Origin of the sequence: Alistipes sp. AF48-12 (assembly GCF_003477565.1) — a bacterium.
GTDB lineage: Bacteria > Bacteroidota > Bacteroidia > Bacteroidales > Rikenellaceae > Alistipes_A > Alistipes_A hominis.
The window spans coordinates 1-25,418 of the sequence record NZ_QUDJ01000028.1 but is presented as its reverse complement, the minus strand read 5'-3'; the positions used below and the strand labels follow the sequence as shown (position 1 = coordinate 25,418).

Below are 25,418 nucleotides of genomic sequence, written 5' to 3'. Positions count from 1 at the left end.
AAACTTTAACGTAAAACAATGCCGTCTTGTTTTTTATGGCTTGAAATTGAAATCTTAGCTATTTCATTAAATGAAAAAACGGGGGCTCCGTCTTTTGCAATATGCCTGCGATCCTGGCAGCTTCTTAGATTGTCTTAGTTGCAGTCCTCCTGCCCGTAGTCTTCCAGCCGTCCGATATACTTCGATTCGTCGAATCGGCCCGCTTCCGCGTCTTCGACGATTCGTTTGCACAGGTCGGACAGTTCTCCGATTTCCCCCTGAGGGTTACGGTAGGCTAGTGTCCACAATTCGTCTCCGACGATACATCGGAAAATGATTTTATCGGGATCGAAAATCATGCCCGGAACTTTCTTTTCCATGTCCAAAACCTGTATGGCCGATGTGATCCTTGCATGTAATGTTTCTGCAAAAGCGGCGGAAACCGGAACGGTAAGCGTTTTGACCTTGTAGAGTTTGAGGCTCTCTTTTTCCCGTTCGATTAGTTTTATACGTGTTGCCTCCGCCATTCTGTGCTTTTCTTCTTCGGACATGCCCAGTGCTTTTTCGATGCTCATCGATCCGAGAGGGAATTTTTCGTCGATCTGGGATTCTGCTTCTTTGTAATTTGCAATGTATTTTATTTCAATTTTATACGAAGCATTCTGCCCGGTTTTCACGATGCGTAAACCATAAGCTCCTGCGAAAGGCGGGATCATTAGGTATTCCACTTGGGCGTTGAGGTCGCCGAAAAATAATTTTTCGAGGTATTGCTTGCCGGCGAGATTATACTCTTTTTTTGTTTTGTCGTCCGTCCGGATGAAGTTTTGTTCGATCGTTTTGGTGAAAACGACAGCTTCTACGGGCTTGGTTTGTTTAAGCTGTTGGGCAAACAATCCGGACAAGCCCAGGCAGGGAAAGACAATGGCTGTCAAAAATTTTTTCAACATGGAATTTTATTTACAGTAAAAAAAGTCGCCAAATGTACCGTTATAATAAATAGCCTGCTTCAGACCTTGTAAATCGTTGTTGGGATTTTTAAAATCATCTTTACTAGGCGTACTGCTGTTTTGGTGGGTATGTGCGACGAAATCAATTTCTTTGTTGTCGTAATAGTATGCGGAATAATCATCTGTATAACCCAGGCTAGGAATAACGGATTGAGTGGGTGTGAAAGAATCGTCATGAACTATGGTTGCCGAACCATCTTTAAATACGATTATTATTGCCTCATTGTAATCGGGATTTTCCATCCAATCTGCAAGATAAGACATATATCCGTCTGAATCATTAAAACTTTCTGTCCAACTTCCTTTTGTCGTTGGTTGACTGATATTGATTCCCAATTCAAGAAGTTTTCGATTTACGTATGTTGAATTTTTGAAACAGTTTTGAAAATATTCATATTTTTCTTTTTTTGTTAGAGATGCAAATTGAGGGTATTTTGCCAGTAACGATTGTTTTTTATTGTTCAATAATTGGCTTTTATTCTTGAAATTAAGAATGAATGGTAGTTGCATTACTTTGATGCCGTTGGATTTTTCAATAAATTTCATTTCCGAAAAATTGACTTTACTAATTGTTGCTTGCAAAGTATTCATCGTGTGTTGATATTCCACACCGGCAATAACAAATTCAGCTAATTCCGTCGAATTCAATAAGACAGGATCCAAATAATCTTCCTCTTCGATATAATCTTGTTTCTGACAACTTTGAGATAAAACCATGCAGGCTGCACAAAAGATGACAAATGATCTGGACAACATTGTCTTTACGAGTAAATGTTTTTTCATAACGATAAGTTTTAGGAAATAGTTAATGAAATACGAAATCGCAATCGTTATGATCGAATAATTTCAAATATAAGGAAACTTTAACGTAAAACAATGCCGTCTTGTTTTTTATGGCTTGAAATTGAAATCTTAGCTATTTCATTAAATGAAAAAACGGGGGCTCCGTCTTTTGCAATATGCCTGCGATCCGTCCCGGATTTCCTTTAAATTAATGTAACAGTTCGATAAATCGGGCTGTTACATTTTTTATTGGAGGACGAGGTAATGAAAAGGCAACTGTTCTATTTTCCGTCTTTTGCGTTTGGGTTCACGACTTCAAATAACTGAGGCTAAAATAATAAAATATCTCATCAAACGTAAATGTCGAGAGGTTTTTATTTGTTTTTCTGTTTTCGATCCTACGGTACATTACTTCTCCATTCCCGCCAATATTCGAATAATCATATTGATTCCGATTAAGAACCCCGAAAAGTTAAAAATAGAGAGGCAAGTATAAATCTTGCCTCTCTGGACATTCCGGGAAAAACGATAAGACGTTCCCGCATCTCATCGTCATTTTGTTTCGGGATTTCCGGAATTAAAAACATAGCGGGACAACATTTTCTATAGAAGATATTTGTAATGGTTCCCTGTAGGATATGTTAACCCGCTATGTGTTTATTATTGATTTTTTATCATATTGTAATCCTGCACGCCGAACACCTCCGTCGAGTTTTCGCCCAACCATCCGGCCTTTACGTTGACCCCGGTGTGAATCTTAACGAAGTCGATGTATTTCAAATTGGCAGGTTTCCCGTCATGACGAACGGCATCGCTGATGCGCATATGGTTACCCATAACGTCGGCATTGGGGTTTTCATCGTCCGTCAGGCGGTCAACAGGACTGAAATTGTCGGCATAACCCCATCCATATTCCCCGTTTACCCAAGCATTCCCGCCGCCGGAGGTGCGGGACTGAAGCCGGCTGCCTACCAACGTATAAGATTCCGTTTTAATCCAGTTGGGATAATAGTAATCCTGCGTATGGAAACCCAGATAGTCGACCTGGCCGCTCCCTCCTACATTATCCGTCCATGCCACGGGGCGGTTCGTTCCGGACGGTTTGTAGTAAGTCACGGCATAATCCTGCGTACTGCTACTGTAATCGCTCCCTTTGAGCTCGTACCAGGTATCGTCTGGAAGTCCGTTCCGGTTTTCGTCCTGCATGACCCAGACGATGCCCGGTTCCGACGAACCCTGAAACGCATTGCCCAGAATTTGCAGGTTGTAGTCCCCGTCGTTTTTGATGCTGTGGTCGAATCCGACAACGACATATCCGCCCCAGCTTCCCAATGATACATAACCCCTGTTTGTTATCCGTGCGTCCGCATAAGCAGCAGCCTCTTCCGGTGTGTAGGCGTCATAATGTTCGTTCACGAACTGCCCCGGAGCTGCCGTAAATTCATAAACCTTATTACAATCGACGCTTCCCGTATAACCGCGCGGCGATTCCCCCTCCGGCGGAGCAACATTGACAGTAAAGGTCATGGGAACGGTCCCATAACGGTTCTTCATCGTCAGGACGACCGTATGCGTCCCTTCCGAATCGGGCGTATAAGCGAAAGTGCAGGCCGCACATTCGGGAGACGCTACCCGGGGATTGGAGAATGCGGGCAGATCAGCCACCTCGTTCCCGTCCACGCTCCACGTATAGGTCGCATCGAAAGCGTTTTCAATTCGATACGGGCGGATAAAGATCGTCCGCCCCAGCGACATGTTGTAGGTCGTTTGCTCGAACAGCGCCGTGAACGGCATCTCTTCGGGCGAGCACACCTTCACTTTAAATTCCACCTTATCGCTACCGTCTTCGTTGGTCGCCGTCAGAGCCAGCGTGTAGTTGCCCGCTGTTTTGGATGAAAAGGTATAGTCTTTCGTTTCCGCAACCGCATTACCGTCGACGCTCCAAACGAATCGTGCATTCTCGCCATTGGTTACTTCCGGTGTGAATGTCAGTTCACCTTCGACAATGACGGTATATCCCTCTTCGGGAACACCCAGTGCTATCTGCGGCTTCAGGTAAGGTACGACTTCGAGCGAAAACTCCTGCTCGGCCGTTCCGTAGTCGGTCGTAACCTCGAATTTGATATACATCATGGCCGGTTCGCTCCCGGCCTGATAAGTAAAGGTTCTTTCCCGGCCGACGATCTTGCCGTCGATCTTCCAAAGAAAGATTGCATCGTTTCCTGCATTTTCTACAATCGGGGAGATGGTCAGCGTACCGCCCACCTTGACCTGGTATATAGGGGATTCCTGTTCCAACGTAATGGTGGGAGGAAGGGGTGTCCCCTCCTCCTCTTTGCTGCAAGAGAAATTCAATATCATGCAGCCTACCAATACGATCAGATAATAAAATCTGTTGTTCATACGCTTAACTTATTAAAGTGTCGGGTCGATGTATTTGCCTCCTTCGGCCAGATCGTCATAAGAAGGCATATAGCCGGTCTGCTGTACTTGCCAGTCATCGGCCGTAAAAGAATGGATCGCATTGCGCAATCCTTCGAAAGAGCGCAAAGCGGCCTGTCGGTAAATATCCACACCTTTGACGCTGGTCAGCGACGCGAAGCCGTCCAGATCGGCCAGGCGGTTGCTGCCTCGCGTAGAGGTAAACGCCAACTCGTTGGTGTGGATTTTAAGAATTCCGCCGACAGTCTCAAGCGACGGCATTTTGATTTCGAACGGCGTGCCTTGAGCTACCGGAGACGACGGATTGGGCGGACAAGACGTAACATGTCCCGTATAGATGAAAAAGTCTCCTCCGACACTTTCCAACTCCGGCAGGAAAAATTCGGCCACGGTACCGTTATCGACCCCACCCTTGTCGTAAGTCAGCCCCTTGCCTACGGTTTTCAGTTTCGGTGCAGCGACCGGAGCCTTGACCTTGAGCGTACATGCGCCGCCGACGGATGCCAGTACCGGTAAATTGATGCCTCCCGTCGTCGCATTGTAGGTCAACGTGAAGTTACCCCTAACCGCTTCCGTATTGGAAAGCAGATCGACAGTCTCGGTCGTGTTGGGCATGCTGATCGTCACGTCGCCTTTCACTTCTTTCATGCCTGTCAGCTCGAACAATCCGTTAAGTGTCAGAGAACCTTCCACCACATCGTCGGCAGAGAGTTTGAACCGGTCGGAAGAGGTGCTGTTGTTGATCTCGATATCTTTGATGCCCGTGCCTCGCAGATCCAATTCGGTCACTCCGGGCATATTGCTGATGGCAAGTCCGTTGAGCGTGGTCAGCGTGGACGGGATGGTGAAAGGTTCCGCCAGTCCGGTTAGGTACTCCAGACGCAAAATTCCATTGACCGCTTCGAGCGTTCCCAAACAATTCAGATTCTCCAATGCAGGCATATAACCGAGCGACAGATTATTGACCTGTTTCAGTTTAGGCATGTCGATCTCTTTCAAGCTGTTCATCGAACGCAGTTCGATAGCCTCGATATAGCTCAACACAGGGAACGAGATCTTTTTCAATTGCATGAAATTGCTCCCCAATGTACTGGACCCCGACAATTCTTCGAGTTTTGGAAAGGTAAGCGTTTCGATGGTTGCGCCGGTCTGATCCCAAACGAATCCTCCGCAACGGACCAATTCCGGGCAGTCGATATTTTTTCCGGTAAACTGATACAAAGACAGGCGGCCGCCGATCTCTTCGAGTTTCGGGAACGACAGCACGTCGAGGTTATTCGTACCGCCATTGCCGCCCAACGATATATTGCCCAACACGGTCCGCAATTCAGGTACGAGGAAAGAGCTGATATTCTGCATCCCTTCGAAAACCATATCCCCTTCGACAGAGGTCAGTTTAGGCATATAGACCGTTCTCAACGACATGGCATTGGTCACCCCCGGAATGGAGATGCTGCCCAACACGGTCTGTAGCTCGGGAAGGATAAAAGATTTCAGACCCGTATAATTCAGCGGGACGGAGATAGAACCGACCTGGCGCAAGTTGTCGAAACCGGTCAGATCGCTCGATCCGAACGTATAGAAAGTAATAGTGCCCTTGACTTCCTGCAATGTTTCCAAAGGCAGCAGGGTTTTGATCGGATCTTCCTCTTCGACAACCTCCATACTCGTGCGTGCGACACCGATGGTCAGGTTGCCTTCCAGAACTTCAATACCCAAAGTACCGAAGTCATCGACTTCCGTCTGGGTGGTCAGCGTAAAATTTCCTTTCTTGACGGCTTCCGCTTTTTCCCTTTTTACCGCATACTGATAAATCCGCTGCCTCCCGTTAAAGGAAGTCACGACAAAAGAATGGGCGTTGTCCCAATCGCTGACGGCCGCCGGATCGGGATAAATTTTGGCATTCTCACTGATCGACACTGTCGCCGTCGCCCCGTTCAGCTCTCGTCCTTCGACCGTATGGACGATGAGGCTATCGCCCGAAATGAGTGCTGAAAACCCGTTCTCGCCCCAAGCGAGCTTAAACGAGGTAATGTAATTGTCCTGTCCGATGAATGCCGACTCGTCGTCTTTTTCGCATCCGGTCAGCAGTGCGGCACAGCAGGCCGCAATCAAAATACTATATAGTTTTTTCATGGATTAGCTTTTTATGAACGTTCGTTAAATACCCGGTTGATTCCACTCTCCCGCTTTCATCTGTTCCAGTGTAGGGGCGAACATATTGTAATTAGGGCTTACGTCCCACTGGTCGTCGCTTGTCAGCGACGGCAGACAATTCTTCAGTCCTTCGTAAGAGGTCAAGGCATATGTCCCGCTGATCGACACCACGCGAACATTGGTGAGACCGCTGAACCCATCAAGGTTCGTAACCCCGTCATTGAATGACACATTGGGATTCTGGGTAGTGATTTTTAACGAGTCTGTTATGCCCGTAAGGTTGTCCATTTTAAGGTTTTTCGTCCGGCTGGGCATATTGTCCAATACGATCTCGACGCCGCCGGCCTCGGTCAGATCGGGGAATGACAACGTTTCGCAGGCGAACGGGTAAAGGCCACCTATACGAAGATAGCCGCCTACACGCTCTATAGAGGCAAACTCTGCGGTCGAAGAGATACCGGCGAGCGAGGCGGTAAAGATGTCGCCGGTAACCTCGGTCAGATCCCGGACGGTAAGCGTATTGATGGCATAGTTGTCGTTGATTTTGATGTCGCCGTTGATTTTCGAAATACCGGCGATTTGCAGGTTTTTCAGCATCTGAGCATCGGCCACATTCAGCCCGCCGATCTCCTGAATACCGTCGAATTTCGGGAAGTTGTAGACCGCACTATACGGATTGTCGAGATTCGAGCTGGTCTCTGCTTTCAGCCGGATCACGCCGCTGAAAACGCTGTTCCCTTTGATCGTCAAATCCACTAAGGTCGCCCGTTCGAGATTCAACTCCCCGATCTCGATTCCGGTAACGTCGATATTTCTCAGTGTAGCACAGTCGAATAAACTCAATGTCTTGCAACTTTTCAGCGCCGGCGGCAACTTCAAATCCGATACGGATGTTGCCTTGCTGTAAGCGATGCGGAAAGTACCGCCGACAGAAGCCAACGCCCTGAAGTCTGCGAGCCCTTCCGGGGACAGGCTGCCCAAAGGCCCCAGGTCGAGGTCGCCGTCCACCGTCTCCAGCTTGGGAACATCGAAACTTCCTACGTTGTTGCAATAATACACGACCAGGCTGCCCGCATGTTTGAGCGAGGCAGTTCTACGCGTTGTAATTCCGAGAGGTTGTGGTAGCGTAATTCTCCTTTGCACTCCTCCAGTTTCGGCATCGATACCGATGTCAGCAATTTCGATGTGCCGGGATTGCCCAGATTAACCGTTCCGCAGGTAACCAGTTCCGGCAGGTCGATGGATTCGATGTCCGGAATTCCCGAATAGGCGAATGTCCCGTCTATCTGTTTCAATGCGGGGAAAGCGATACGGGCCAGGGCCGAAGGATCATTCTGTTTAGGCACGGTAAAAGAGACGTTTCCGTTTACCGTCGCCAGTACGGGCATGTCCACTTCCGAAAGATTCGTGGTCGAGAAGGTCATCCCGCCGGAAACGCCGGTAAGTACGGGACAGGAAAGCTTTTCGAGGGTCGTGGAGGTTACCTCGATACCCATCGCTTCCGCCAGTGCCGGGAAACGGGCGTCGAGAAGGCGGGAGGTTTCGATCTGCAAGGCTCCGCCGACTTTCGTCAGAGAACTCAGGCCGTCGAGCGTTGCGTTGGCGTAAGTCGATTTGATGATGACCCCGTAGCCGACCTCTTTGATTTTGTCCAGCGCGGCGATCGATGTGATCGAATCGCGTCCGGCGGCCATACCTATGATCAGGTTGCCTTCGACCGTCGTCGTTCCGCTCTGTCCGAATGCATCGACTTCGGCCTGTGTCCGCAATACTACGGAGCCGGGAACGGAATTGTCCGCATCGGAGATCGTATACGTGTACGATTTCGTGGCGCCGTTGAAAGCGGTTACTACGAAAACGTACTCGCTGCTCCAGTCGGTGATGGTCGCAGGGTCGGGCTTAATTGAAGTGTTCTCGCTCAGGGTCACCTCGCGGTCGCCGAAGCCAGGGAGAATGTCGCCGGGGCCGTCACCACGATCTTGTCTTCGTCGATAGCGGCCGTTATCGTCTGATCTCCGTTTTTCAGAACGAACGATGTGATGTAGTTGTCCCCTCCCGTGAACGGATCGTCTTCGCTCTTGTCACAGGAAGACAACAGCAGACACCCCGACAATAGGAGTACCCATGAAAGTTTAGTTAAATGTTTCATCATAATATAAAGTTAGTTTAAAGATTATTGCAGAGGTTGCAGCGGTTTGTCCGTAAATACGATGTGGGCCGGAATGTCGCCGGTAGTCACCGACCATTTCTTTTTTCCGTCCGGGGTGAAACAATACAGTGTCCCCGGGGTGATATAGTCCTTGGCATCGGTCACGAAGATCTCCCGCGTATCGGGATTGACAGCGATGCCGTAAGGGATCTTGATCTGTTTGTCCGTCCCGTCCGTAATGAAATTGCGGGTAACCACCTTTTTCGTTTTGGTATTGACAATGGCGTACGAGATCGTATTTTTATTGGTGATATAGCTCCATTCCGTACTGTATACATAGAGCGAATCCCCGCACAACGTCATATTGCTGTTGGGCAGCAGTTCCAGTTTGTCGGTCACTTTGTCCGTTTTCGAATCGATCACGAAGGTCATGGAGCGTGTCCCGTAGTAATCGCCGCGGGACGAGACCCATATATTTCCATAGTGGTCCAGTTCCATGCGGTGCAGGTTGATCGCCACTTCGATTTTTTTTTATTTCCTGAAACGTGTTCAGGTCAATCACCGAAACCGTATTGTCGTAGTTGGGGACCCGGTAACCTCCGGAGTTGGCGACATAGAGTTTGTCGCCGACGATGACCATTTCTTCGGGCTGGTAGCCGACCACACAAGTTTCGAGCACGGTCAGCGAGGCCGTATCCACTTTGGCCACATACCCCAACCGGGCGTTGGGGTCGATCTGTACCGGGCCCGCGTAAGAACTGACATAGCATACGGGCCTTTAAAAGCGAGGTAACGGCAGTTCGGGATCGAGACCACTCCGATATGCCTGGCGGTACGGACATCCATCACTTCGACGAAGTGGGAACAGTTGATAACCGCATAGAGCTTATTGCCGTATATCTGAATGTCGTTGCCCACGTCGCCCAACTCTTTAACCACGCCGGGATTGCGTTCCGGATAAATATTCTTGGAATACACGCCGGTTTCGGCGTCATAATAATCCAACGAGGCTTTATTGCTCCCCATATTGCCTTCGTTGAGCAGGAAAAAGCCTTTGATCGGACCTTCCTGACCCGTTCCGCCGGTCCCGGTCGATCCACCTCCCGTATTCGTATTCGTGGAAGGGAGGACCGGCTCGTCTTTTCGGCACGAACCGAGGCAGAGAAAGAGCGACAATAAAACCGCAAATCGTCGTATGAAACTCATAATGTCAGGTTAATTTTGATTTTGAAGTTCGTCCCGGGCATCGGATAGCACTGGACGACTTCATACTGTTGGTTGAAAATATTGTTGACTTCGGCCGTGACCCGCATACCGACGCGGTTCCACTGAAAACTCTTGGACAGCGACATGTCGTGGGTATACCACGGTTGCGAATAGTTTTCCGGAATATTGGCCACCGCTTCGTACCGTTCGCCGGTATAGATAAAGCTGTAATTCCAGTCCCAGCTTTTATAGCTGCCGCCCAGTATGGCCGATCCGCTGTGCCAGGGGATATAGGGAATCTGCCCGCCGTACCATTGGCTTTCGGGATCGGTGAAATCCTGCGCTTTCTGGTAAGTGTAGTTCAGGCGGGCATTGAGGGCAACCTTCCCGAATTGGAAACCGGATTGTACCGACGCGTCGATGCCGCGTATCTCCACGTACCCGAGGTTGACCATCGTCCACTGGAACTGATTGGATGTGGGCATGGCGATGATCTTGTCGTCCACCTGATTGAAATAACCGTCCACCGATACGTCCAGATAAGTCAACCCGTGACCACCGAACGATTTGTTGTAAACGATCCCCACGTCGTACTGGGTCGTAAACTCGGGCTTCAACTGTTTGTTACCGATGAACGTATAATAAAGATCGTTGAACGTAGGCATACGGAATATCCGTTTGTAAAATGCCCTGAGTTGCAGATTTTCCGCGCTCCACGGGCGATAAGACATAACGACCGTCGGTGTGAACTGGCTCTTTTCCGGAGCTTCCTCGCCGAGGGCTTTGGTTTTGTCGTAGATATAAGTATGAAGCAGGCTGGCCTGCATACTGAATTTTTCGAACTGAACGGACGTGGCCAATGCCGTCAGGACGGAGTACCGCTGCGGACAGGCAAAGTCCACCAAGTCGGCATCGAGCGTGTTCCACTGGAAATCAGCGGAAAGGTTGACTTTCCACCAGTCGAAAAAAGAGAAGCCGTTTACGGCCGAGAAATAGACCTCCTGCTGCCGGTAATGGTTATCGACATACATGGTCGTCACGTCGAGCCGTGGATCGGACAGGTAATGCAGGTAATCGTAAGCGTACTTGCCGTTCAGCACGAGTGTATAAAGCGAACCGAACTGTTTGCGGAACGAAGACTGCACGAACAGGTTACGGTCCCACTGGCGGTCTTCGTGCTTGAACTTTCCCGGCTCCTCCCGCACCGAAGCGCCCGGATAGCCGCGTTCCGAGTCGTAGAAATAGACTTTGGCCTTCCACTCTCCGTCCCTGATCTTTCCGAACAGTCCGCCCTCCACCCTAAGAGCGCTGACATCGCCGTTACGCCGCACTTCGGTCGTATCGTATCCGTCCTTCTTCGCATAGCTGAACTTATACCGTCCGGTCGTATACATATATTCCGCATTGAACGAGCTGCTCAGTTTGTCGCTGATCCTATGTTCCCACAACACGGACGGGTTGACCGTACCGAACGACCCTCCTTTGACAGAAAAACTCAGGTTGTAATTTTTGACAGAATCGAAACGTGGTGTCCGGGTAGTCATGTAAACCGATCCCGCGGAGGCATAATCCTTAGCCGACTGGAAGATGGCGCTTTTCTGCCCGTTGTACAGCGAAACGGCCTCCATATTGTCCAGCGAGAAGCGCCCCAGGTCGATCTGCCCGTTCTGGGCGTTGCCCAACTGGATGCCGTCGTAGAACACCCCGACGTGCTGGGTTCCCATGCTCCGGATATTGACCGTCTTCAATCCCCCGATTCCGCCGTAGTCCTTGATCTGGACGCCGGAAAAATAACGAATGGCATCGGCCACGGAAACCACGTTCAGGCGCTCGAGTTCTGTTCCCGACAATTCCTGTGCGGGAATGATCTTCGGCAAGGTCCGGCGGCCGTAAACCGTCACTTCCCCAATCTCGTATTTACGGAGTACACTGTCCGATTCCTGAAGAAACGTCGTGTCTTTCGGCTGGGCGGCAACCGAAGTTGTAAAATACTTATTTTCAGTAAATTGCATGCAAGTTCATTCGTTTGCACGATTTACCTCTGCAGTTGACCGACAAAAACAAACGAAATACGATGTTTGGGAGAGCCAATTACATACCACCCGTGATCCCGCAGGGGTAAATCCTCGTTATCGCAAGGCAGGTCTTCTGACTCATTTCCTCCGCTGCGCCTTCCCAGTTTAAAACCAGTGGCAAAGAGTGCGCGGAGTTGCCCTATAAGGACTGAAACTCACAGCAACGGGTATTGTCGCAGATTCTCACTGCATTCCCTTTTATTCCCGGAAGCAGATAACTTCCGGAAAACCTTGCGGCACAAAATTACGGAAAATATTTTTAATTAATATTGTTACACTTTGGTAAACTTGCATGAAATTAAACAAAAGGCATATGCCAGCCTGTTACCTCTCTGCAAACTACCATTCTACTATTAGTAAAGTAAAAAACTATCTTTGACTTTATCGAATTATCACATGCTAACTCTATAAAACTGTAGCAAAGGATTATTGTAACCGGACACAAATATCATTTTATCATTTTGTAAGGCTACAACCGTAGTATTGACTACGATTGCAGCCTTACAAAGCACCAAACTGTACGACAGTATTCTTCTTGATACGCCCGACCGCGAACCGCCCAAACCGGGCTATTTCGCCGGTTATCAAGCTTGGTCGCCTGAAGCCTTATCGGCCAATTGTCCATTCTGTAACCCAATCCAGAAAGGCTGAATCTCTTTTATGGACCGAATTTCCCGGCACGCGTCGAGCGTGAGCAAGTTAGGTTTTGGTTTAACCAAAACATTTCGGTTTAACGGATTAAACCGAAACTCCTTTTGCTCCGGTGTCGCATTTTTCAGAACAGGCAAAACCTCAAACAGAGAAGCGTGGAGTTGCAAAAAACTCAAACAGCATTCATGTGGTCATATATTTCAGTCTGCCAATGACATGTATGTTAATCCGTTCCGGACTCTTCCGGATTATCCAAGACTATTCACGACACCGGGCGGGGAAACGCTACAACCAGTCTGAAACGGTTATATATTGCGGGCAAAATCATCATCCGGCCGCTTTTATAAAATGTAAAGAACCGATGAAAAACCGAGCGCACCGTATCCGCGACCGATGAGCCTTTCTTATCGCACGGAACCGTAAAAAGAAAAGACAACACGAACAATCAACCGTAACCGGCTTCCGCAGGCAGATAACTCCAATGGGAACCGGTTACCATGTAAATTTAAAATCGAAAAAGTATGGATAAAATCGTTTGCGTCGGGGAGCGGACATGGATGAGGCTCCTCGCCCGACTGGAAGAGTTATCGACCCTCGCCGGAGAGGTCCGGCAGAAATTCGATCCGCAGGTATCGGAGGGATGATTGGACAGCCAGGACGTGTGCCTGTTGCTGAACGTCTCCAAACGTACCCTTCAAACCTACCGGGACAAGAAACTACTGCCTTATACTTCGATAGGAGGCAAGTTCTTCTACCGGGAGAATGACGTGGCAGAATACCTGAGAAGTAAAACCATTAAAAGTAAGTAGGTCATGTCTTGGGATTTTTTGAACAGCGAAAGCGAAGAGGTGAAGAAAGCCTTTTCGCAGATCAGTGAAACGGAAAAGGCTTTGCGGAAAGCCATCGACAACTACCGCCCCTCGGTTATGAAAGAACGGTACCTTACGGGAGAGGAAGTATGTGCCTACCTACATATCTCGACCCGCACGCTGCAGAACCTACGGGACAGTCGGCAGATCCCTTTCACCGTTATCGGCGGCCGCAACATCATCTATCCCGAATCTGGCATCCGGGAAACCCTCCTCAAGAACCTGCGCCCGACCGAAGATCCGTTCTAATGTGGATAGATTACCCCCATTAAATAGTGATTCGGTTTGAACTATTCGAAATTTTCGAATAGTTCAAACCGAAGGCCCAAGACAACCTGATATAACAACTGAAAACATGAGCATGTCCCCGGCCGTCGTATCATAGGCCGGGGATCGCTTTAAACGAACTAACCCTTTTCTATCTGTATTCGGGTAGATAATTCTGCCGGGCATATTGGGTAAAAGATTCTCCTTTTGTCTTCTCCATCGCTACATCATACACGGCCTCGACACTGATAAATCCTCCGCAGCGGCGGGACAGCTCGCCGTCTATGCCCACGTCGAACCTCAGATCGGGCGACTGGCGGTTATATTCGTCCAGCTTGCCGTGGCAATGCCCGTGCAGCATGACCGAGCCGTGGGGCTTGCGGTTCCAGGTCAGCAGCGGATAGTGGCACAGGTTCAACACCATGTTGTCCGTCAGCCGGGAGCACATGCTCGGACGAACCGTCAGGTCGAGTATTTGTGCTGTGGTCTGGAAATAGTTCGAGTAGGCTTTGACCGAACCGTCGTGGTTACCGGTTATGAGATATTTGCGTCCGGGCAGTTTCTCCAGCAGATGCCGGGCGTCTTCGCTTTTGAAGAATGTAAGATCGCCGAGGATGTAGACCATATCCTTCTTGTCCACGGTCGACCGCCAAAGGTCGAGCAGCCATGCGTCGTGTGCCGTCGTATTGTCCCGGTCGGCAAAAGGCCTGTCCGTTTGGTACCGGAGTATGTTCTGGTGGCCGAAATGCAGGTCGGCGTAAAAAATATCCTATTCATATCGCTTTTGTCGTTTGCGGAGCGATCGCCGTCGGACCGCTTCATGGGTTATTAAATTCATTTTCTGGTCGATTGTTCCAATCGTGCGGTACAAGGGAATCGTACATTCAATAATCGGTTTCATTTTTTCATAAGTGAATAATAGACATTAGCCAATAAAAAAGAGATACTGCTTGCGAAGCAGTATCTCCTATGATAGCCGTGAATGATTTTTATCAGAAACTACGCATACGAACATACCGCCCTGGCCGGGGTATTTTAATAATACCGCCCCGGTGCTCAGGTAATGGAATGTTCCGGAAATTTATCATCTGTTCTTATTCAACTGGTTACGATGCAAAGGTAAATATGCTCTGTCGAATCTTGTAATATTTCAACATAAATTTTTTGATTATATCACCTTTTCAAATATGAAATATTCATCGTGGCTGTTTTTTCCCGTAAGCGGGTAATTGGGATCGCAATGAGCCTTGTTGAAAAATTCCACTATCTTGAATCCGCATTTGTTGACGTAGAAGTGAATGTTCCGTTTCTCGAAATAAGGAGTGACCAAACGCCAGACTTTTGTAGCAGGGTATAGTCGTTCGATTCCCTGCCATATCTGGAAGCCCAAGCCCTTACTGTGATACTCGGGATATACATAAAATAACTCCAAAGAGCTATGTCCTGTCAAGGCATCTGCCTTTATCGCCACGCCGCCGACTTTTACACTGTTAGCATATACTGCATATGCCTCACACATAATGTTTTGCAAAATACGGCAGACTTCATCGGTTGGTATGATTTCCCTGCCGTCTTTCGGCGGCCCGAATGCCTCGACTGCGGCAATGGAGAAAATCTCTTTCACGTCATCGCAAAATCCTTTGTAATCCCTTTCACCGAGTTTATCGAATGTTATACTCATGATTCCTAAATTTATTGTCCTCCACCCAATGCGTGATACAGGCTTATGATGCCCTGTATCTCGTCGAATTTGTCCTGTGCCAATGATTTCTGGACATCCAGCAGAGACTGTTGCGCGGTCAGCACCTCCAGATAGTTCACGGAGGAATGGCGCATCAACAGTTCCGTCTTCCGAACTGCCTCCTGTAAAGAAACGACACTTTGGGAATTTATCGCCAGTCTTTCACGTGCTGTTTGCAAAGCTACCAGTGCGTTATTCACCTCGCTGCCCGCCGCAAGCAGTTTCTGCTGAAAAGCCAATGCCGCTATTTCCTGCTCTGCCTTGGCTATTTTCAGGTTGGCGATGTTCGTTCCGCGATTGAACAGCGGTTGCGTCAGTGAGCCGATGGCATTGAGCAGCCATTGTCCGGGATTGAGCACGACTCCGCCGCCGTTGTTCGTCCATCCCGCACTTCCCGACAGGTTGACGGAAGGATAGAAAGCCGCTCTTGCCACGTTCGTGGCATAAAAAGCCTTTGCCAACGACATTTCAGCCTCCCGTACATCGGGGCGGTTCGCCAATAGCTGAACAGGGATTCCTATAGACACCGAATCGGGAAAGGTCTGTCCGGCAAGTTTTCCCCGTTCTACGCTTCCGGGTATCTGCGCCAACAACAGGCACATTGCATTTTCGGTCTCTTTCAGGCTTTTGCGCATGGACAGCAGGGAGGCTTCGAGCGTCGCCCTGTTCGCCTCGGCCTGCAACACCGCCGCGTCATTGGCTTTTCCCGCCCGCATCAGCGAACGCAGCGTGGAAACCGTCCGCTCCCAGCTCTGCAAGGTCTGTTCCGTAATTATTATCTGCTCGTCCAGCATCAACAACGTGTAGTAGGTCGAAGCGACCGACGCCACGAGCTGGGTCTGCACTGCCTGCCGGTAGGCATACGACTTCTCCAATGAAGCATGGGCTTCACGTTTTGCAGCCGTAATCTTGCCGAATATATCTATTTCCCAACTTGCAGCCCCGTTTATATTATAGGTTTTGGCCGTTGAGCCGTCCCAACCGGTCAGTCCGCCTTCTACCCCCACGTTCACGGACGGCAGATAAGACAGACGGGCGGTCAGCAACGCGGCTTCGGCCTGTTCGACACGCAGGCGGGCTGTACCCAGATCAGTATTGCGGACCAAGGCCGTGTCGATCAGCCGTTGCAGGCAGGTATCCGTAAACAACTCTTTCCACGAGAGCGTCGCGATGGATGTCGAGTCTTCGGAACTATACTCCTTGCCGTACAGGTTTCTGTCCACCTCTGCCGTCCGCGGGTATTTTCTGTAAACGCTGCAACCCGACAGTACGGCCAATATCAATGTACTTATGATTATCCGTTTCATTCTTCCTCCTTTTGATTCTTTTCTTTCAGATGCTTCATCAACGCTACTTTTTCCATTTCCCCCGTTATGGCCGGGTCTGCCTGTTAACGGCAATCGGTTTGATACGTTCCTCAATGGACTGGAAAAACATCCATAGGGCGGGAACGATGAACAGCAACACCATGGTTCCGACCAGCATGCCGCCCACGGCACCGGTACCGAGCGTGGAATTGCCGTTGGCTCCCACGCCCGAAGCGAACATCAGCGGGAGCATACCGAATATCATTGTGAGTGCCGTCATCAGGATAGGCCGCAGACGGCTTTTCGCCGCTCCCACGGCAGCCTGTTTCAAAGACATTCCGCTGCGCCGGCGCTCGCCCGCGTAATCCGTAATGAGGATGGCTGTCTTTGCCAGCAGACCGATGAGCATGATAAGTCCCGTCTGCAGATAGATATTGTTCTCTAGTCCGAACAGTTTGGCAAACAAGAAACTCCCCATCAGACCGCACGGCACGGAAAGAATGACCGTAAGCGGAAGTATCAGGCTCTCGTACATGCCGCTCAGGATAAGATAGACGAGCACGATGCAGACGGCAAAAATTATCAGAACGTTATTGCCCGTTGTCGCCTGTTCGCGTGAAATGCCTCCGAGTTCGTAGCCGTAATTCTGGGGCAACACTTCATCGGCGGTCTGCCTGATGGCTTTAAGCGCATCGCCGGAACTGTAACCCGAAGCGGCGTTACCGTTGATTGCTATGGAATTGTATAGATTGAAACGGGAAAGAGACTGTGGCCCGTAGGTCTTGGTCAGTTTCACGAACTGCGACAGCGGTGCCATACCGTCACCCACACGCACGTAAAAATGGTTAAGCGACTCCTGTGTGACACGTTTCGTGGGGTCCGCCTGAACCATCACGCGGTATAGTTTGGAGAAACGGTTGAAATTGGAGGCGTAAGAGCCGCCGTAATAGCCCGACAGTGCGTCCAGAACCTCTGCAGTTGTGACTCCCGCACGCTCGCACTGTGCGGCGTCGATGTCCACCCAGTATTGCGGGTAGTTGTCGGCAAACGACGAATAGGCCGCTTCTATTTCGGGACGCTCGTTCAAAGCCTCCACGAACCGGTCGCATACATTCTTGAATTCGGACAGGTCGCCGCCGGCCTTGTCCTGCAAATAGAGTTCGAAACCGCCGCCCATACCATACCCCGGAATCATCGGAGGCGTCATCACGAACATGTTGGCATCCGGCACTTCGGCGGCAACACCGTAAAGCCTTTCCGACAGCTCCGTCGCCGATTGTCCTTCTCCCTTACGCTCGTCCCAGTCGGTCAGTTTGATGAAATACATACCCATCGACGGACCGGCGCCGTTGAATGAATATCCCGATACCCCGCTCGAATACTCGATTTCCGGAAATTCCGCCAGCTTCTTATCGATTGTCTGCATGATACGGTTCGTCTCTTGCAACGAACTTCCCGGCTTGGTGTCGAGACTGATCATCAAAGAGGCGACATCCTCGTCCGGGACAAGTCCCGTGGGTGTGGCCTTCATCAGGAATACCAACGCCGCCAGACCTGCCGCGAGCGTACCCCACATGGCCCACCTGCGACGGACGAAAAAGAGAACGCCGTTTTTGTAGTGATGAAGCAGAGCGTTAAAAGCAATGTTATATGCCTTGCGGAAACGGGCTGCGAAATTATCCCTGACTTCACCGTTCTCGTCCACATACGGTTTCAGCATCAGCGCGCACAGAGCCGGCGACAGGGTGAGGGCGTTGATGGCCGACAAGCCGACCGCGACGGCCATGGTAATACCGAACTGTGTGTAGAATGTACCCGAGGTTCCTCCCATGAACGAGGTGGGGATGAATACCGCCATGAAGATCATGGTCGAAACGATGATGGCCGACGATATGCCGCCCATTGCATCGGTAGTCGCTTGATAAGCCGACCGATATCCTGCATCGAAACGGCTTTGCACTGCTTCCACCACGATAATGGCATTGTCCACTACCGTACCGATGGCAAGCACCAGCGCGAAGAGTGTAAGCAGGTTGATGGAAAATCCCGCTACCGCCATAAATGCGAATGTCGCAATAATCGAAACGAATATAGATATGGCAGGGATCAATGTTGAGCGTATATCCTGCAAAAACAGATAAACGACAAGCACAACCAGCAGGACTGCCAGCAGTAACGAACTGACTACTTCCTTGATAGAGGCGTAGAGAAAACGGTTGGTGTCGCTCAATGACACAAATTCAAGCCCTTCCGGCAAGTCTTTGCCCATTTCTTCAAGCACCGCATCTATCTCATTGATTACCGCCGAAGCGTTGGAGCCTGCCGTCTGGTAGGCCATGGCAAGGGCGCAAGGCTTGCCGTTGATGGTCGAACGGAAATTATACGCCTCGCTGCCCAATTCTACATCTGCGACCTCTTTCAGGCGGAGCACGTCGCCGCCGGGCAGTGAACGGACAACAAGGTTTTCAAATTCTTCGGGGGTGGAGAGCCTGCCCCTGTATTTCATCGTGTATTGGAATACGTTGTCGTTGTTTTCTCCGAAAGAACCGGTTGCAGCCTCGATGTTCTGCGTGGCAAGGACTGCGGATATATCCGACGGTACCAGTTTGTTCTGTGCCATCTTATCGGGTTTCAACCATATACGCATACTATAATTTGCCCCGAACAACATGAATTTGCCCACCCCGCTGATACGCTTGATGCGAGGTTCTACATTGATCTTCATGTAATTGTCGAGAAACTTGTTGTCGTAGCGGCCTTCGGGGTCGTAGATGCCGAAGGTTTTCAGCTCGGCGTTCTGCTGTTTCTCGGTAGTTACGCCCACCTGCACCACCTCGGAAGGCAGCAGACCTTGGGCAGTAGCCACGCGGTTCTGCACATTGACAGCCGCCATGTCGGGATTGGTCCCCTGCTTGAAATAGACAAGAAGTTCGGCATCGCCGCTGTTGGATGCGGTCGATGTGATATAGGTCATCCCTTCTACACCATTGATGGCTTCCTCCAAGGGTACGACAACCGTTTTCTGCACGGTTTCCGCATTGGCGCCGGGATAGGTGGTGTAGACAGCCACGGTCGGAGGCGCGATGTCCGGATATTGTTCGACAGGCAGCGCGAACAACGCCAGCGCCCCCATCAGTACCATTCCCACGGATATTACGGCAGAGAGAATGGGCCGGTCTATAAAATATTTCAAATTCATAACTTGTTCCTTTACGCTTTAATTGTTCTTTATGGATATGGGAGTACCCTCTTTCAGCATGGTCACACCCTCGCTAATCAGAATATCGCCTTCTTGCAAACCGCTGCGGACTATGTATGTTTTGCCGTCGTTAAGTTTGTCCACCTTGATTTCGGCGGACTTCGCCACACCGTCGACGACCTTGTACACATATATCTTGTCCTGAATCTCGTAGGTCGTTCCCTGTGGAATGACAAACACGTTCTGCTCTTTGTGGGGCAGGACCACGTTTCCCACGCCGCCGCTGAACAGCAAGCGTTTCTCGTTAGGGAACACGCAGCGGACAGATGCCGTCCCCGTCTGGGGGTTGATGACCCCGCTGATGGTCTCGATCCGACCTTTGCTTTCGTAGATGGACCCGTCATTGAGCTGCAACTCTATTTCGGGCATTTTGCGGATTGTTTCATCGGGCGATCCGTATTGACGGAACAGGTTGCGAAGCTGGTTTTCGCTCATGGAAAAATAGACGTACATCTGTCTGGTGTCCGACACCGTTGTCAGCGGCTTGGAAATGGACGGGCTGACCAACGCTCCGGCTCGGAAAGGGAGTGTTCCTACAACACCGTCGGCGGGGGAATGAACCTCGGTATAGGACAGGTTGTTTCTCGCGTCGGTTTCCTGCGCTCTGGCTTGTTCTAAATTTGCTTGGCTATGGAGAGAGCGTTCTTTGCTGTCGAAAGGTCATACTCGGAGATGACTTTCTCATTGAACAGTATCCGCTTGCTGTCATAGTCGAGCCGGGCGGTCTCGACCTGTGCCTCGGCTGCATGGACATTGGCGATTGCAGTCCTCAATGCTGCCTGATAAGGCACCTGGTCGATCACGAAGAGCGACTGGCCCTTCTTCACTTTTTCACCCTCCTTCACTTTTAATTCCGATATTGTTCCCGACACCTGCGGATAGATCTCCACATCCTGGCAGCCCTCTATCGTGGCCGAATAGGACTCTGTTATATCGACCGATGTGGCCGTAACCTTGAATACGTGATAAGCCCGCCTTTCCTCCGGAGCGGGACGCTCGTTTCCGCACGCCGTCAGGAGTGCCAGACAAGCCGATGAAATGATTGTTCTGAGTCGCATATATCTGATTTTTTTAATTTATAATCGGAATCATGGCTGCAAAATTACCGTGTTTTGCGATGCCACTATGTGCCTTTATTCTGATAAGTCGGGTACTTTTTCGGACGGTAAGAAGTTTCTTTGTGAGGGAAATGCTAATTTTGCGGCAGATATGAGTAGAGCCAAATATAAATTATGGAAAATAACCCGATACGGTCTGTCGGGTGAAACGGATCTGAGAGAAGGTGTCGGCAAGATTGTCGATATTAACGGTTGTACATTGCTCCGATGTGACAGAGGGTATGGCGTGGTCAGTATAGACTTCCGCAAAATGAAAGTATCTGCCGGCTCTTTAGTCGTCCTTACGGGGGATTTGCCATTCATCCCCATTGAAATGTCGAGGGATTTTCACGCCTGTTATATCTCCGTTCCCGAAGAACTTGCCGACGAGATGTTCTACAAGGTGGCATCCTCTTTCTGGGATTTGCTCTACCGGTATCCCGTACTTCCCACGACACCCGAACAGAACCGTCTGCTGAAGCATTGGTTCATACAGACCGACTGGGTTATTAACCATTTCACTATAGAACAAGCGAAAGATGTCGTGAGGAATAACTTTTATAACCTGTTTGTCGCCATAGACAACGAAATGAGAAGTATGGGCATCGGGGAAGTCGGTAATTTCTCGAAGAACAGAAGCTGGAAACTGTATAATGATTTCTACACGCTGCTGGGCAGGTATCATACGAAATACCATGACGTGAAATTCTATGCCGATAAGTTGAATATAACCCCGGATTATCTGTATAAACTGTTCTATCGGATTGAAAATATTTCTCCCAAAGAGATGATAGACCGGTTAGTGATCGTTTCCATAAAAATTCTTCTCCAGAATACCGACCTGTCCGTCAAAAATATCGCAGCGGAGCTGCATTTCGATGACCCGCCCTATATGTGCCGTTTCTTCCGAAGAATGACGGGAATGTCTCCGTTGGAATACAGAGACAGTGTGAAAAAATAATTAACTTATTTGGATTAAGCTCTGCTCCGTCCAGCTTACCGATCCATCCTGAACTTGTCCGCAATCTTCTCGGTCAGCATATCCATATCCCGGCCTATCTTGTCGTTGGTGATTTTCGCATAAATCTGGGTCGTCGTGATATGCTTGTGGCCTAACATCTTACTGACCGTCTCCAGCGGTACGCCCTGAGAAAGAGTAATCGTGGTGGCGAAAGTGTGCCTCGCGACATGCATCGTGGGATTGAACGACAGTCCGGCGTGTCGTGCAACATGACGCAGAGACATATCCATCGAAGCACAGTCCTTGACCGGAAACACCTTATGATCCGGTAACCGCAAGCGGCTGTACTTCTCAACAAGGCTTCTGGCAACAGGCAGGAGTTTAACCCGGAACTGAGTTCCCGTCTTTGCCCGGTTGTCGATAATCCACATATCGCCCCGCTCGTCCGTATGAATGTCGTCATAGGAAAGTTTCTTTACGTCGGCATAAGACAGTCCCGTAAAACAACAGAACACGAAGATATCCCGGACAATGGCAGTTTTATAATTGGGAACTTGCACGTCCATGACCGCCTGCAATTCCGATTCCGATAAAAAACGGCGGTCGCGATACTTACCCGCCACTCTAAATCCTGCGAAAGGATCCGATGCGATCCAGCCGTTCTTAAAGGCCGTATAGCTCATCAACTTCAGTTTCTTGATCGCATTGGGCAATGTCCCCGGCAACATACCCCGGACTGTCGATAGGTAAACCACATACTTTTCAATAAACTCCCGCTTCAATTCTTTAAAGGGAATATCCTCCACTTTATATTCGTATTGCAGAAACGCGGCAAGGCGTCTGTACTGCTTGCGGTAGTTTTCCAGCGTGGAGGCTTTGCGGTCTTTGCCTACCCGGTTCTTCTCGAATTCGTTCAGGTACTCATCGAAAGTTTGCAGCAGGAGCTGATAGCCGTCCCCGAAACCCAGCCATGCGTTCTTGACTTTCTCGGCAGTGACATACGAATCCCGGTCGCAGATGCGCTGGTACTGCTTGCCGATATTAGTTTTGATATTCTCCAGCTTCTCGTTGATACGCTGGGCCACGACGCTTTTACCTGTGGCTTTGTTGGCTTTGGTATCCCACAGCTTGGGCGAGATAGATAGTTTACAACTGAACTGCGAGATAGTCCCGTTGATGGTGATGCGTCCCATGATGGGGGTTCTGCCGTTCTGCTCGGCCTGTCGTTTGAGATAGAACAGGACCTTGAAAGTGCTTCTTGCCATAACTCTAAAAACTTTTTGCAATGATACATGACTTAGAGTTATCCGAGGTTATGAAATCAGGCGCAAGAAACGGAAAACCAATACATTAAAAGCAAAATCCGGAAAGAGATTGCGGTAACGATTTGGTAACGCAACTCCTTCCGAACTATGCCTTTTCGTGCGGTTTTAACGCTTTACCACCTTAGGGTAGGTATTGTTAAATTGCAGTAATAGTGATATTTACACTATTTTACATTCACCCCATTTTTTTAAAGGAGACCCTGGCAGCTCCTTATATTGTCTTAGTTGCAGTCCTCTTGCCCGTATTCCAACGATCCGATATACTTCGACTCGTCGAATCGGCCCGCTTCCGCGTCTTCGACGATTTGTTTGCACAGATCGGACAGTTCGCGTGCTTTTTCTTCGGTTTTGAAAGGGATCGATAGCGTCCATATTTCCTGATCGACGATACAGCGGAACACCGTCGTCTCGCCGTCTCCCATCAACAAGTTCGGTTCCAATTCTTTCGCTTTGAAATCGTCGATGAATGAAACAAACTTTGCGTATAGTTTTTCCGCAAATAAATCTGAAATCGGAATAATGAAAGTATGTACCTGGTAGCGTTTCAAAGACTCTTTTTCCCGTTTTTCATTACGGATTCTGCTTTTCAGTATTGATAATTCCCTTTCTTCTTCCGACATTTTTTCTCTTTCGGCAATCTTGGCGTTCAGTTCTTGGATTGTATACCCTTTTACGGGGAATGCTTTCTGCATTTGCTTTTCAACCTCTTTCCAGTTTATAATACGTTTCACCTCGAGTGAGGATGACGTTTCGGACGAATCTTTTATGACGCGAATGCCGTATGCGCCTTCGAAAGAAGGTTCGACGACAAATTCGACTTTAGCATTGGTGTTTCCGAAAAGAACCTTTTCGAGTGGGCTTTTACTTTCAATATTATCCACACCTTCTACAGAGGTAGCGTGTAGTACAGAGGCATCGTGCTGCCGGGTCGTGTCGATTTTGAACAGGGTTCTTCTGATGCTGTATTTGTTCTCAATTATTTTTCTGAAATGTTGAGCGGAAGCAAACAATACAATAAAACATAGCGATACGGTGAAAGCGGTTTTTTTCATGATCCCCATTTTATAAATCAATAAACAGAAAACTAATCATAAACTAATCCATATTTGTCAAATTGGCGAAAAGCTCCGTCATGATAAATGCGCATGTCCAATCCATCCCATTTACCAGCTTGCTCCATATCTAAATCGGTAGGATCGAAGCCACTTTTTTGCGTATGTGCCATATAAGCAATTTCATCACTATCGTTTTGACTGGTCTCGGGGTAATAATATTTACTGTTGCCTGTAATTGTATTTGTAACTTTTTTTAATTTCACTTGATAATAAGTAGAGGTATTTGCATCGTCTTGATAGGTAACAATACGACCGTCTTTATATACAATAATTACGATTTCTCTATAAGTGCTACTTGACATTTCCTCTGTAAGATAATTCGTAAGATCCTCCATGTTGCCAAATGCCTCGCTTGTTCCTCCTTTGGTCATCGGTTGATTGATATTTATGCCAAGTTCCAGTAACTTTTTATTAACATTCAATGAGTTTTTGATACAGTTTCGAACATAATCTTTTTTTGTATTTTTAGTTAATGCGGTGAATTGCGGATATCTTCGGAACAAGGTATCTTCTTTTTCTTTTAAGTTCCGGATTTTATCTTCTATGTCGACTGAAATGGGAAGATAAGCTATTTTCTCCCCGTTTGCACCTTTTACAAATTTCAAATTTAGAAGATCCACTTTCTTGATTTCTATCTGGAAGAGATCCATAGTATATCTATATTCGGCGCTGGCAATGATGTATTCTTCCAGTTCCGGCGCATTCAATAAGGCGGGATCCAAATCGTCTTTTTCAGAATAATCGTAATCTTGTTTTTGACACCCTGGAAATGAAACGATGCCGACAGTGCAAAGAGTAGCGAACAAACCGGACAATGCCGTCTTTACGAGTAAATGTTTTTTCATAACGATAAGTTTAGGAAATAGTTAATGAAATACGAAATCGCAATCGTTATGATCGAATAATTTCAAATATAAAAAAACTTTAACGTAAAACAATGCCGTCTTGTTTTTTATGGCTTGAAATTGAAATCTTAGCTATTTCATTAAATGAAAAAACGGGGGCTCCGTCTTTTGCAATATGCCTGC

The 25,418-nt window shown here is 48.8% G+C and carries 19 protein-coding genes, 2 pseudogenes and 1 riboswitch; of the genes and pseudogenes, 4 read left to right on the top strand and 17 right to left on the bottom strand.

Annotated elements, in window-relative coordinates:
* Positions 1-134: 134 nt before the first annotated feature.
* The 9 genes and pseudogenes from DW082_RS13305 to DW082_RS13265 all read right to left on the bottom strand — a co-directional run bounded on the left by DW082_RS13305 (position 135) and on the right by DW082_RS13265 (position 11,735).
* The gene (locus tag DW082_RS13305) at positions 135-926 is read right to left on the bottom strand and encodes a hypothetical protein (protein ID WP_118459015.1); all 792 of its coding nucleotides are present in this window, start codon (positions 924-926) and stop codon (positions 135-137) included.
* Between the two features lie 6 nt (positions 927-932).
* Positions 933-1,769: a hypothetical protein gene (locus tag DW082_RS13300; protein ID WP_118459013.1), complete on the bottom strand. Its 837-nt coding sequence runs from the start codon at positions 1,767-1,769 to the stop codon at positions 933-935.
* A gap of 660 nt (positions 1,770-2,429) precedes the next feature.
* Positions 2,430-4,172 (bottom strand): PKD-like domain-containing protein, encoded by a 1,743-nt coding sequence (locus DW082_RS13295; protein WP_118459012.1) that lies wholly within the window; start codon positions 4,170-4,172, stop codon positions 2,430-2,432.
* 12 nt (positions 4,173-4,184) lie between these two features.
* Entirely contained in the window at positions 4,185-6,347 is a 2,163-nt protein-coding gene (locus tag DW082_RS13290; RefSeq protein WP_118459010.1) for a hypothetical protein, read from the bottom strand.
* A gap of 24 nt (positions 6,348-6,371) precedes the next feature.
* Positions 6,372-7,427: a hypothetical protein gene (locus tag DW082_RS13285; protein WP_118459008.1), complete on the bottom strand. Its 1,056-nt coding sequence runs from the start codon at positions 7,425-7,427 to the stop codon at positions 6,372-6,374.
* On the bottom strand, positions 7,406-8,296 hold the full coding sequence (locus DW082_RS13280; protein WP_118459006.1) for a hypothetical protein: 891 nt from the start codon (positions 8,294-8,296) through the stop codon (positions 7,406-7,408). Before DW082_RS13280 ends, DW082_RS13285 begins: the two co-directional genes overlap by 22 nt.
* Positions 8,293-8,520, bottom strand: a complete 228-nt coding sequence (locus DW082_RS13275; protein ID WP_147387054.1) for a hypothetical protein — start codon at positions 8,518-8,520, stop codon at positions 8,293-8,295. Before DW082_RS13275 ends, DW082_RS13280 begins: the two co-directional genes overlap by 4 nt.
* Before the next feature lie 21 nt (positions 8,521-8,541).
* Positions 8,542-9,723, bottom strand: a pseudogene (locus tag DW082_RS13270) (YncE family protein).
* Complete coding sequence (locus tag DW082_RS13265; protein ID WP_118459002.1) at positions 9,720-11,735, bottom strand: TonB-dependent receptor; 2,016 nt, start codon at positions 11,733-11,735, stop codon at positions 9,720-9,722. Before DW082_RS13265 ends, DW082_RS13270 begins: the two are co-directional and overlap by 4 nt.
* A 108-nt stretch (positions 11,736-11,843) precedes the next feature.
* Positions 11,844-12,047, bottom strand: a riboswitch (cobalamin riboswitch).
* A 923-nt stretch (positions 12,048-12,970) separates the two neighbouring features.
* Here DW082_RS13265 and DW082_RS15220 point away from each other — a divergent pair.
* From DW082_RS15220 to DW082_RS13245, 3 genes are read left to right on the top strand one after another with little or no spacing between them, the layout of a single operon-like run.
* A complete protein-coding gene (locus tag DW082_RS15220; protein ID WP_259335637.1) occupies positions 12,971-13,093 on the top strand; it encodes a hypothetical protein in 123 nt (40 codons plus the stop codon).
* Positions 13,094-13,258, top strand: a complete 165-nt coding sequence (locus DW082_RS13250) for a helix-turn-helix domain-containing protein (protein ID WP_118458996.1) — start codon at positions 13,094-13,096, stop codon at positions 13,256-13,258.
* 3 nt (positions 13,259-13,261) lie between these two features.
* A complete protein-coding gene (locus DW082_RS13245; RefSeq protein ID WP_118458994.1) occupies positions 13,262-13,567 on the top strand; it encodes a helix-turn-helix domain-containing protein in 306 nt (101 codons plus the stop codon).
* A 169-nt stretch (positions 13,568-13,736) separates the two neighbouring features.
* Here DW082_RS13245 and DW082_RS13240 read toward each other — a convergent pair whose 3' ends face one another.
* The 5 genes and pseudogenes from DW082_RS13240 to DW082_RS13220 all read right to left on the bottom strand — a co-directional run bounded on the left by DW082_RS13240 (position 13,737) and on the right by DW082_RS13220 (position 20,950).
* A complete protein-coding gene (locus DW082_RS13240) occupies positions 13,737-14,225 on the bottom strand; it encodes a hypothetical protein (RefSeq protein ID WP_118458992.1) in 489 nt (162 codons plus the stop codon).
* A 528-nt stretch (positions 14,226-14,753) separates the two neighbouring features.
* Positions 14,754-15,266: a GNAT family N-acetyltransferase gene (locus DW082_RS13235; RefSeq protein ID WP_259335635.1), complete on the bottom strand. Its 513-nt coding sequence runs from the start codon at positions 15,264-15,266 to the stop codon at positions 14,754-14,756.
* 11 nt (positions 15,267-15,277) lie between these two features.
* The gene (locus tag DW082_RS13230) at positions 15,278-16,633 is read right to left on the bottom strand and encodes an efflux transporter outer membrane subunit (RefSeq protein ID WP_118458988.1); all 1,356 of its coding nucleotides are present in this window, start codon (positions 16,631-16,633) and stop codon (positions 15,278-15,280) included.
* A gap of 64 nt (positions 16,634-16,697) precedes the next feature.
* Entirely contained in the window at positions 16,698-19,832 is a 3,135-nt protein-coding gene (locus DW082_RS13225) for an efflux RND transporter permease subunit (protein WP_118458986.1), read from the bottom strand.
* Positions 19,833-19,850: 18 nt separating this feature from the next.
* A pseudogene (locus tag DW082_RS13220) lies at positions 19,851-20,950 on the bottom strand (efflux RND transporter periplasmic adaptor subunit).
* Positions 20,951-21,323: 373 nt separating this feature from the next.
* On the opposite strand from DW082_RS13220, the gene DW082_RS13215 reads away from it, so the two are divergent.
* Entirely contained in the window at positions 21,324-21,950 is a 627-nt protein-coding gene (locus tag DW082_RS13215) for a helix-turn-helix domain-containing protein (RefSeq protein ID WP_220452662.1), read from the top strand.
* Between the two features lie 35 nt (positions 21,951-21,985).
* Here the strand turns inward: DW082_RS13215 and DW082_RS13210 are convergent, their stop codons facing one another.
* From DW082_RS13210 to DW082_RS13200, 3 genes are all read right to left on the bottom strand, one after another.
* Positions 21,986-23,215, bottom strand: coding sequence for a site-specific integrase (locus tag DW082_RS13210; protein ID WP_118459017.1), 1,230 nt, complete (start codon positions 23,213-23,215; stop codon positions 21,986-21,988).
* 281 nt (positions 23,216-23,496) lie between these two features.
* Positions 23,497-24,327, bottom strand: coding sequence for a hypothetical protein (locus DW082_RS13205; RefSeq protein WP_147387052.1), 831 nt, complete (start codon positions 24,325-24,327; stop codon positions 23,497-23,499).
* A gap of 32 nt (positions 24,328-24,359) precedes the next feature.
* Positions 24,360-25,235, bottom strand: a complete 876-nt coding sequence (locus DW082_RS13200; RefSeq protein WP_118458980.1) for a hypothetical protein — start codon at positions 25,233-25,235, stop codon at positions 24,360-24,362.
* Positions 25,236-25,418: the final 183 nt, after the last annotated feature.

Coding starts and splice junctions, on each gene's coding strand:
- DW082_RS13235 (WP_259335635.1), bottom strand. CDS start 15,266: ATGAGTATAACATTCGATAAACTCGGTGAAAGGGATTACAAAGGATTT.
- DW082_RS15220 (WP_259335637.1), top strand. CDS start 12,971: ATGGATAAAATCGTTTGCGTCGGGGAGCGGACATGGATGAGGCTCCTC.
- DW082_RS13245 (WP_118458994.1), top strand. CDS start 13,262: ATGTCTTGGGATTTTTTGAACAGCGAAAGCGAAGAGGTGAAGAAAGCC.
- DW082_RS13275 (WP_147387054.1), bottom strand. CDS start 8,520: ATGATGAAACATTTAACTAAACTTTCATGGGTACTCCTATTGTCGGGG.
- DW082_RS13295 (WP_118459012.1), bottom strand. CDS start 4,172: ATGAACAACAGATTTTATTATCTGATCGTATTGGTAGGCTGCATGATA.
- DW082_RS13200 (WP_118458980.1), bottom strand. CDS start 25,235: ATGAAAAAACATTTACTCGTAAAGACGGCATTGTCCGGTTTGTTCGCT.
- DW082_RS13210 (WP_118459017.1), bottom strand. CDS start 23,215: ATGGCAAGAAGCACTTTCAAGGTCCTGTTCTATCTCAAACGACAGGCC.
- DW082_RS13300 (WP_118459013.1), bottom strand. CDS start 1,769: ATGAAAAAACATTTACTCGTAAAGACAATGTTGTCCAGATCATTTGTC.
- DW082_RS13225 (WP_118458986.1), bottom strand. CDS start 19,832: ATGAATTTGAAATATTTTATAGACCGGCCCATTCTCTCTGCCGTAATA.
- DW082_RS13305 (WP_118459015.1), bottom strand. CDS start 926: ATGTTGAAAAAATTTTTGACAGCCATTGTCTTTCCCTGCCTGGGCTTG.
- DW082_RS13205 (WP_147387052.1), bottom strand. CDS start 24,327: ATGAAAAAAACCGCTTTCACCGTATCGCTATGTTTTATTGTATTGTTT.
- DW082_RS13215 (WP_220452662.1), top strand. CDS start 21,324: ATGTCGAGGGATTTTCACGCCTGTTATATCTCCGTTCCCGAAGAACTT.
- DW082_RS13265 (WP_118459002.1), bottom strand. CDS start 11,735: ATGCAATTTACTGAAAATAAGTATTTTACAACTTCGGTTGCCGCCCAG.
- DW082_RS13290 (WP_118459010.1), bottom strand. CDS start 6,347: ATGAAAAAACTATATAGTATTTTGATTGCGGCCTGCTGTGCCGCACTG.
- DW082_RS13230 (WP_118458988.1), bottom strand. CDS start 16,633: ATGAAACGGATAATCATAAGTACATTGATATTGGCCGTACTGTCGGGT.